This window comes from Methylacidimicrobium tartarophylax (assembly GCF_902143375.2).
Classification (GTDB): domain Bacteria; phylum Verrucomicrobiota; class Verrucomicrobiia; order Methylacidiphilales; family Methylacidiphilaceae; genus Methylacidimicrobium; species Methylacidimicrobium tartarophylax.
In genome coordinates, this window is the sequence record NZ_CABFVA020000123.1 from 1 (window position 1) to 8,610 (window position 8,610).

General features: G+C 61.7%; 6 protein-coding genes. 1 reads left to right on the forward strand and 5 read right to left on the reverse strand.

Features of this window, described 5'->3' with window-relative positions:
• The coding region (locus MAMT_RS10800) for a hypothetical protein (protein WP_142661037.1) at positions 1 to 365 on the reverse strand (365 nt) is incomplete at its 3' end.
• A gap of 105 nt (positions 366 to 470) precedes the next feature.
• On the opposite strand from MAMT_RS10800, the gene MAMT_RS10805 reads away from it, so the two are divergent.
• The gene (locus MAMT_RS10805) at positions 471 to 2,933 is read left to right on the forward strand and encodes a glycogen/starch/alpha-glucan phosphorylase (RefSeq protein WP_142661038.1); all 2,463 of its coding nucleotides are present in this window, start codon (positions 471 to 473) and stop codon (positions 2,931 to 2,933) included.
• Here MAMT_RS10805 and MAMT_RS10810 read toward each other — a convergent pair.
• The 4 genes from MAMT_RS10810 to MAMT_RS10825 all read right to left on the reverse strand — a co-directional run bounded on the left by MAMT_RS10810 (position 2,914) and on the right by MAMT_RS10825 (position 8,421).
• Positions 2,914 to 4,458: an MFS transporter gene (locus MAMT_RS10810; protein WP_142661039.1), complete on the reverse strand. Its 1,545-nt coding sequence runs from the start codon at positions 4,456 to 4,458 to the stop codon at positions 2,914 to 2,916. The two genes, MAMT_RS10805 and MAMT_RS10810, sit on opposite strands and share 20 nt — an antisense overlap.
• 13 nt (positions 4,459 to 4,471) lie before the next feature.
• The gene (locus tag MAMT_RS10815) at positions 4,472 to 5,773 is read right to left on the reverse strand and encodes an HlyD family secretion protein (protein WP_142661040.1); all 1,302 of its coding nucleotides are present in this window, start codon (positions 5,771 to 5,773) and stop codon (positions 4,472 to 4,474) included.
• The gene (locus MAMT_RS10820) at positions 5,770 to 7,398 is read right to left on the reverse strand and encodes an efflux transporter outer membrane subunit (protein WP_246186664.1); all 1,629 of its coding nucleotides are present in this window, start codon (positions 7,396 to 7,398) and stop codon (positions 5,770 to 5,772) included. The genes MAMT_RS10815 and MAMT_RS10820 overlap by 4 nt, the downstream gene beginning before the upstream one ends.
• A 285-nt stretch (positions 7,399 to 7,683) precedes the next feature.
• The gene (locus MAMT_RS10825) at positions 7,684 to 8,421 is read right to left on the reverse strand and encodes an alpha/beta hydrolase (protein ID WP_142661041.1); all 738 of its coding nucleotides are present in this window, start codon (positions 8,419 to 8,421) and stop codon (positions 7,684 to 7,686) included.
• Positions 8,422 to 8,610 lie beyond the last annotated feature (189 nt).

An 8,610-nucleotide genomic window follows, 5' to 3' on the forward strand; every position in this document is an offset into this window, starting at 1 on the left:
AGGCGGGCAAGCCCCGCCTGCCACTCCTGAAAAAACGCTTGGCGGGAGGCGGGAGTCTGAATCTCATCGTCGGTCGTGGAACCGGGGAGCGGACGCAAATAAGCGTCGGCAAGCGCCCCTAGAAGGAGAAGCCCTAAGAGAAGGCTCGACGCGATCCAGAGGAGCCGAAGCTGCAGGGATCGCCCAAAGTGGGTCCCGCCGCTACTGCTTTCTCTTGAAGACTCCAGCGGTTTTCCGTCGCCATCCATCGGACCCGCTCTTTCTCCTACGTTGCTCCGGACGGAGACCGAAGGCAAGCGGAGCCTCTGCCGCAGGAGATCCTGGCATGAGTCCTGCTGTTCCTTCCGGAGATCAGAAAGATCCACGACGCAAATCCGGCAAATAGGGCAAACAAGATTTACAGAGCTCCCATGAGCAGTCGTGGATTGAGGCTTGACCGCGTCCTCCCTCCGTCCGAGATTTCTCGTTCGATGAAATCGTTCCTGGGTTCCGCCCGTTTCACCAAGGAGACCACGGTCGAGGCGATCCGGGAATGCACCAGCGCCCACCTCCGCTTCAGCTTGGCCTGCTTTCCGGAAAGCGCGACTCCCCGGGACTGGTGGCTGGCCACGTCCCTGATGACGCGAGATTTCCTGACCGAGCGATTCCTTGCCACCCAAGAAGCTTATCAGAAAACCCAGGCACGGCGGCTCTACTACCTCTCGCTCGAATACTTCCTTGGGCGTCTTCTCCGCCAAAACCTGCTCAACTTGGGCCTTTGGGATCTCACGGCAGCGGCGTTGAAGAGCCTCGGCACGGATCTCGAGGCCGTCTGCGAGGAGGAGGGCGAAATGGGGCTCGGCAACGGCGGGCTGGGCAGACTCGCCGCCTGCTTCCTCGATTCGCTGGCTACTCTCCGCCTGCCGGCGATCGGCTACGGCATTCATTACGAGTTCGGCCTCTTCCAGCAGGACTTCGCCCACGGATACCAGATCGAGAGACCGGACGATTGGCATCGATTCGGGAGCCCGTGGGAGATGGTCCATCCCGAGCGGGTCCAAACGGTGCATCTCTACGGAACCGTTGAGCACCAGGAGGGCGGGTGCCGCTGGACGGATTGCCGCGATGTGCTCGGTCTTCCTTTTGACATCCCGATTGCAGGGTTTGGGGGAAACACGGTCAACCTGCTCCGCCTTTGGAGCGCCAAGTCGACCCGGGAGTTCGACCTCGATGCCTTCAATCGTGGGGGCTACTTCGAGGCGGTCGGGGAAAAGAGCTTCTGCGAATCCATCACGAAGATTCTCTACCCCAACGACAAGACCGAGAAGGGGAAGGAGTTGCGGCTCGTCCAGCAGTATTTCTTCGTCAGCTGCTCGCTTCGAGACATTCTCCGGCGCTTCGAGGAAGAGCATCAGGATTGGAATCTTCTACCGGAAAAGGTGGTGATCCACCTGAACGATACCCATCCGGCGATCGCGATCGTCGAGCTCATGCGGATCCTGATCGACGAACGGAGGATGGAGTGGGAGCGAGCCTGGGATTGGATCACCCGAATCTTCGCCTACACCAACCATACCCTTCTTCCGGAAGCGCTGGAGACCTGGTCGGTATCGCTATTCCACCGAGTTCTTCCACGCCATCTGGAGATCCTCTACGAGATCAACCGGAGGCTGCTCGAGCGCGTTCCGGGAACGGGCCAGATCCCGGATGGGAAGCGCCGAGCGATCTCTCTGATCGACGAGAACCATACCAAGGCGGTCCGCATGGCGCATCTGGCCGTCATCGGGAGCTTTTCGGTTAACGGCGTCTCCGCCCTCCATTCGGAGCTTCTCCAGAGCCGGCTTTTTCCCGACTTCTCGGCCCTCTTTCCGGGCCGGTTCCGGAACGTGACCAACGGGATCACCCCTCGGGTCTGGCTTCTGGGAGCCAATCCGCTGCTGGCCTCCCTCCTTACCGAGACCCTGGGAGAGGGATGGATCACCGATCTCTCCGGGCTCCAGGAACTGCGGAAGTTCATCGGGGATCCTTCCTTCCGGGAACGCTACGCCGCCATCAAAAGGGCAAACAAGGTCCGGCTTTCGGACTGCTTGCGGGAATGGTGCGGGCTCACCGCCGATCCCGATGCGCTCTTTGACGTTCAGATCAAACGGATCCACGAATACAAGCGCCAGCATCTGAACCTCCTCCATATCCTCTGGCTCTACCGGAGGCTGCTCGAGAACCCGAGCGCGGAGTTCCCTCCGCGGCTCTTCCTCTTCGGCGGCAAGGCTGCGCCCGGCTATGACTTAGCCAAGTGCCTCATCAAGGCGATCAACGCGGTAGCAGTTCGGATCAACAGCGATTCCCGTGTCTACGGGAGGCTGCAAGTAGCCTTCGTCCCCAACTATGGAGTAACCCGGGCCTCGCGGATCATTCCGGCCGCCGATCTCTCCGAACAGATCTCCACGGCCGGCAAGGAAGCTTCCGGCACAGGCAACATGAAGCTTGCGCTCAATGGCGCAGTCACGATCGGAACGTTGGACGGAGCCAACGTCGAAATCGGAGAGGAGGTCGGACCGGAGAACATCTTTATCTTCGGATTGACCGCCGAGCAGGTGGCCGAGCGGGTCCAAGAAGGCTACAATCCTTGGGAGATCTATGAGTCCGATGCAGAGTTGCGGGCGATTCTTGATTGGATCGGCTCCGGAGATCTGACTCCCGGGGAGCCTGCCTCGGTCCTCGCTCCGCTACGGCACAGCCTCCTGGAAGGGGGAGACCCCTTCCTCGTCTTGGCCGACTTTGCCGCCTACTTGGCCGCCCAGCGTGAGGCCGAGCGGGCCTACCGCGACAGAGCCCGATGGCTCTCCATGACCATGGAGAACACCGCTTCGGTCGGCAAGTTTTCGAGCGACCGCTCGATCCGCGAGTACGCGGAAGGGATCTGGCGGCTCTCTTCTACTCCGGCGAGCGATTAGCGCGCGCAGGTTCCCTTTTCTTGGCGAGCGGGGTGCAGACGAGCAACGCCAAGCCGAGAAAACACCAGAAACAGAAGCGGAAGACATCTTCGGTCGCCAGAATCACGGCGTGGCTCGAGGCATAGCCCCCCAGAAGCCGGACCGCTTGCAGCGAGGAAGCACCCGCCTGGAGCAGCCGATCGAGCGCCAAGCCGAAGGCCGGGTCACCCCACGGCGCGGTCTCGACCAGGCGGGTCTGCTGGAAGGCCGTGCGATGGGTGAAAAGGGTTCCCAGAAGCCCCGGCCCCCAGCTCATCGCGTAGGTGCGGACCAGCGTCAAGGTTTGGCTCGCCGCGCTCTCCCGGTGACGAGGAGTCCCCCGGAGCGCGACCGCGGTCAGGGTGGCGATCGCACCGAGGCAGAATCCCTCGAGAACCTGAGATCCGAGCAGATAGGTATACCAGGATCTCCTTCCGAAATAGTCATAGGTGCTCACCCAGTAGGCGTAGGCGGCGAAGCCGAGTAGGAAAAGCGCCGAAGGCCAGCGCGGATCCACGTGGCGGTTGAGATAGGTAGCGAGAATCCAGCCGGCGGGAGCCAGGAGGAACACGAGCAGAAACGAACGTGCGGCCAGATCCGGCGTATAGCCGCTGGTGGACTGGAGATTGCCAAGGATCAGGGAGAGCATGCCGAAAGCGAGCAGGAGGATGATCGAGCTGGCCAAGACCCCGGTCGTGTAATGTGGCTGGAGGAAGAGCCGGACGTCGATGAGCGGTTCTTTCCGGCCCAACTCCCAGATCGCAAAGACGATCAAGGAAAGAACGCCGACCGCCGCCAGAACGATCACAAGGGTCGAGTTATACCAGTCCTCGTCTTGCCCCCGAACGATCAGAGCCTGGAGAGAGAGCATCGACAACAGCGCGAACGCGAGGCCCGCCCAATCGAACCGGTAGGACACGCGCTCTTCCCGGCGGCGGGGGAGAACCGCCCAGAGAAAGCCGCCAAAGGAAAGATGGAGGAGAGCCGCGATGACGAAAAATGCACGCCAGCCCACTGCCTCTTCCATCAAGCCGCCGATGTTGGGGCCGAAGGCAAAAGTGCTCACCAAGAGCAGGCCGAAGCCCGTGATCACATTGGCCCAGCGTTCAACGGGATGGAGGCGCAGCGCAATGAATTGGGCGAGGATCATTGCCATTCCCGAAAAGAAGCCGAGCAGGAGCCGAAGCGCGAGGAAGAGGTAGAAATCGCCGATCTGCCCGCAGAGGAAGGAGACCGCACTCAGGCCGAAGCAGGAGGCGAGAAGCGAGGGAATCGACTGGAAGCGGCGAGAGACAAAAGGGGCCAGGAACATCCCCAAGCCCCTTCCCGCGAAGAAGACCGCCGAAGTCCAGGAGCCATGGCTTGGGCTCTGCCCCATATCGCCCACCGTGTAGAGATTAAACGCCGCATAGGACGAAGAGCCGTAAAGGGCGAGGAGAAACTCCAAGGGAAGAACGAGATGGACCGCCCAAAAGCGCCAGCCGCGCAGAACGATTTCGGGTTTCATCGGATTCCTCCGCTCACGGATCGATTCGAGGAGCCGTTGCGGGAGCCGGCTTCCCGGAAGGATCGCCCCTTTCCCTCGATCCTTCGGTCGGGACCGAAGGATGGGGAGCACGCCGGTTGGCCGCGATGATCCGCTCGATCTTCTCTTCCGCGCCGAGAAGCTGCTGTTCGTAAAAAGGCGCTTCGTATTCTTCCTTGGGGAAACGGGTCAAAGAATCGAGGACCGAGCTTCCCCGCTCGCTGACGTGGATCGCCGTCACGGCCGAAAGGCCGGGGCGGAGCGGGTTGGCGCGAAGCTCTTTTTCCGAAAGGCGAATCCGCACGGGCACGCGTTCCACGATGTGAATATAGTTTCCCGTGGCGTTTTCGGGCGGAAGCAGCCCAAAGACGCTTCCCGTCCCGGCTCCGATCCCTTCCACGACTCCATGGTAGTGCAGATGGCGGCCGTAAAGGTCGATCGAGATGCGCACCCCCTGCCCCGGACGAACCCGTCGTAGCTCCCGCTCCCGGTAATTGGCTTCCACCCACAGATAGTCGAGCGGGACGACGGCCATGAGAGAGGTTTCCGGATGGACCTCGTCACCCGGCTGAACACGACGGTTGGCGACGAAGCCCGCAACCGGAGCCCGGACTTCCCGGCGGACGTAATCCAGATAAGCCCTCTTGAGGATGCTTGCGGCTCCGAGGACCGCCGGATGGCGCTCTACGGTCGTCCGTCGAATTTGTGCTTCCGCCGCTTGGAGGTCCGCCTCGGCCTCCCGGACAGTCGCTTCCAACTCCCGGATCTGGCACTCGGTATCGTCAACCTGCTGGGCCGGGATCGCCCCGTAAGGCGCCACCGCCCGGTAACGCTCCAGATCATGCCGGAGCCGCTCCAGCCGCGCCATCTCCGCCACGATCTTCTGCTTGTCGAGAGCCACCTGGCTGAAGAGACCTTCGACTCGCCGGACTGCTTCGCCTAATCTGGCTTCCGCCCCTTCCAAGGCCACTCGGGAATCGAGTCCGTCGAGGCGGACGAGCACCGCACCCTGTCGGACAAATTGCGTGTTCTCGTAGCGTACCTCGACGACCGTGCCGTTAACCTGGGATTTCACCGGAACGAGGTTGCCGGTCACATAGGCATCGTTGGTCACGACCCAGCGGCTAAGGAAGAGCCACCACCAGGCAAGCAAAATCACCAAGCCAAGCACGCCGACTCCAGTGACCAGGAGGAGCCGCCGGTTCCGGAGCACCTGCCGCCGATACCGGGGAGGCGTTCGGGCCAGCACGTTCCGGGCAACGCGACGCCGCCACCGATCCCAAAGCTCCCGGATCATAACCCCTTGCGCGGCCATTCCGGAATGGTAGCGGGTTCGAACCCCCCGCCTAAGGCGACTAGCAGACCCACGGCGGAATCCACGTGCTGGGCATGCCGAGCGCTCAGGCGGCTTTCCGCCTCCGCCAGCCGGTATTGCATCTCGAGCACATCCTGACGCACGTTGAGCCCGGAGGCAAAGAGACGTCTCGCAAGATCGACGTTGGCCTGCGCAGCCTTCACTGCTCTCTCCTGCGCCTCCAGGTCCTTCGCCGCTTCTTGCCAATAGGCCAGTGAATCGGCGACCTGCTGCAGCGCCGAAAGCAGGACGCTGTTATATCGTTCCACGGCGACATGGTACTCTTCAGCAACCATTTCCAGTTGCGCCGTCAAGCGGCCGCCTTGGAAGATCGGCAGCGTGATCGCAGGCCCGGCCATGTACATCAGCGGAAGAGCGGGATTGAGGAAGAGTGTTGGAAAGTTGAGAGTCTGAAAGCCGAACCAGGCGACCAAGTTGAGGTTTGGGTAGAACGCGGTCTTGGCGATTTTTAATTGATTTGCGGCCGCCTGTGCCCGCCAGCACGCCACAGCGACATCAGGACGGTGGCCGAGAAGATCGAAGGCGATCCGTTCGGGCAGCGGAAACCGGCGGGGGAAGCTCGCCTCGGAGACGGCGAGCGCCCTGCCCCAATCCGGCCCTTGTCCAGCCAACCGGGCTATCTCGTTCCTTAGGGTTTGGCACTCTCGCGCCAACCCAGCCACATCTTGTCGGGCCGTTTCCAACCGCTCTTCGGCCGTATGCACCGGAAAGAGGCTGTCGACCCCGCGGGACCCGCGCACCTGGGAAAGAGAGAGCAGTTCGCCGGCGATGCTCTCCCTCCGCTGTGCCAGGCGGAGCTCGTCCTCCGCCGCAGCGAGACGGACATAGCGCCGGGCGACGGTGGCGCCGAGCAGCAGCCGGGCCACGGCGACTTCCGACTCTTCCGCCCGCGCCTCCCCTATGGCCGCACGGACCCGGGCACGGTCTTCCCCCCAGAGATCGACATGATAATTCGTGAAGGTAGGGATGATATCCCAGAAAAAGAACGAATTTCCGCCGATAGGCCCGAAGAAGCTCGAACCGGGAAATCCCCAGACCCCGAAGACCGAATTGGCCAACCACGGACGCACTCCGGACGAGGGCAGGTAGTTGCTGCGCGCTCCGGCCGCTAACGCCCACGCCTGGTGAACCCGGTCGAGCGTCGCCCGGAGGTCTGGGTTGGCCGTAAGTGCCAAGTGCATGATCCGGTCGAGTTCCGGACAGTCGAGCCTGCGCCACCAGAAGTTCCGGGGCCACCCGTCTGCGACGGCAACCGATTCGGGAGCGACCGAAGCAACCGTGGCCGCAATCGCGGGAGGAGCAATCGGAGTGGCGGGCTTGCTGTCTTTCGGAAGATAGGCGCAGCCGCCCAGCGACAGGGAGACCACAGAGATCCAGATCCCTGGCAGAAGCAGCTCTCTCCATCGTCTTGCGTTTCGATTCGGGCTCTGTGGCAGGGATCTCTTGCCCCGCGCCCGGCTCTGCTCGAACGCGCAAGCCGTTTTGGCGAAAGGCTCCGGGATCCACTGGACCGGCCGCCCGGGCACGCAGGCACGAAAAAGAAGCATTTTCCTAAATTAGGAGCTAGGAGTAAGTAAGTACCTACTTACTCGCGATCACCCACCACCCTCTCTTTTCTGAATCTTCTGGTTATTTGGTTTCCTCGTTGCCGGGAGACCAGAGACGAATCCTTCGTCTGCCCGCCTTTTGCAAGCGCGGTTTGCTATCCTTTCCGCAGCCATCCTTCGACCCATGGCACTCTCGGGAAGCCGGTTCCCCTAGGGCGGCCTTGCCCAAAGCCTGGGCAAAGCCGCCCGCGAAAGATCGCAGCAGGTTTCTTGCAGCTTCTCGGCCTAGCGCTTCAACTCCGAAATCCATTCGGCGACGGCGTTCGCCATCGTCGTTGCATGACCTTCGGGAAAGAGATGATCCGAGCCGGGAATCTCGACAAACTTCTTCGGCTCGGAGGCGACGGCAAAAAGATCCCGCGAGTCTTGGGGAGGAACCACATCGTCGGCAAGGCCGTGGACGAAGAGCCAGGGCACTCGGATCTTCCTTGCCACTTCCACGACGTTACCGATCCGGTTCATATCGTCGATCAAGGCGCGGGAAAGCGGAAATTGCGGCATCTCCCACATGCAACCCGCTCCCGGGGTGACATCGCTGAACTCGCGCTTGGCGAAGGCGGCGGAATCGGCCATTCCTGCCAGGGAGATCAAAAAATGAATCCGAGGATCCTGGCTCGCGCGTAGGACCCCCACGAGTGCTCCCAGGCTATGGCCCGCATAACCGACATGCCAGTCTCCCAGCGCATCCAGAACCGAGCCCAAGTCCCCTACTTCCTTGGTGGCGGTAAACTCCTCAAACTTCCCTTCCGAAGCCCCGTTCCCGGAAAAGGAAAAACGTAGAGAATGAATGCCATGGCGGGAAAGAGCATTGGAGAGCTCGATCAACATCGGCCTGTCCTTATGGGCGGTGATGCCATGGCCGATCACGACCAGGGTCGAATTATCGGGCGATCCTCCCTGGTAGGCGAAGTCGAGGCGTTCCCCTTGGGCATTGCGAATTTCGTTCGGAATCGATCGTTTCATAATCCCGTTTACCACGGTTGCGAGCAGGATCGCAACCACAGGGGCTTCTGATTTTCGAACGAAATTCGCGCTCGGCTCTCGCCTGTGTGTCTCACAAAGTTCGTACCCGAGGCGCGAGCCGATGGGCCTGGATGCAAGGCGGGGCGCAGGTTTTCCCCCGGAGCTGTATGACGACATACTGCACGGAGG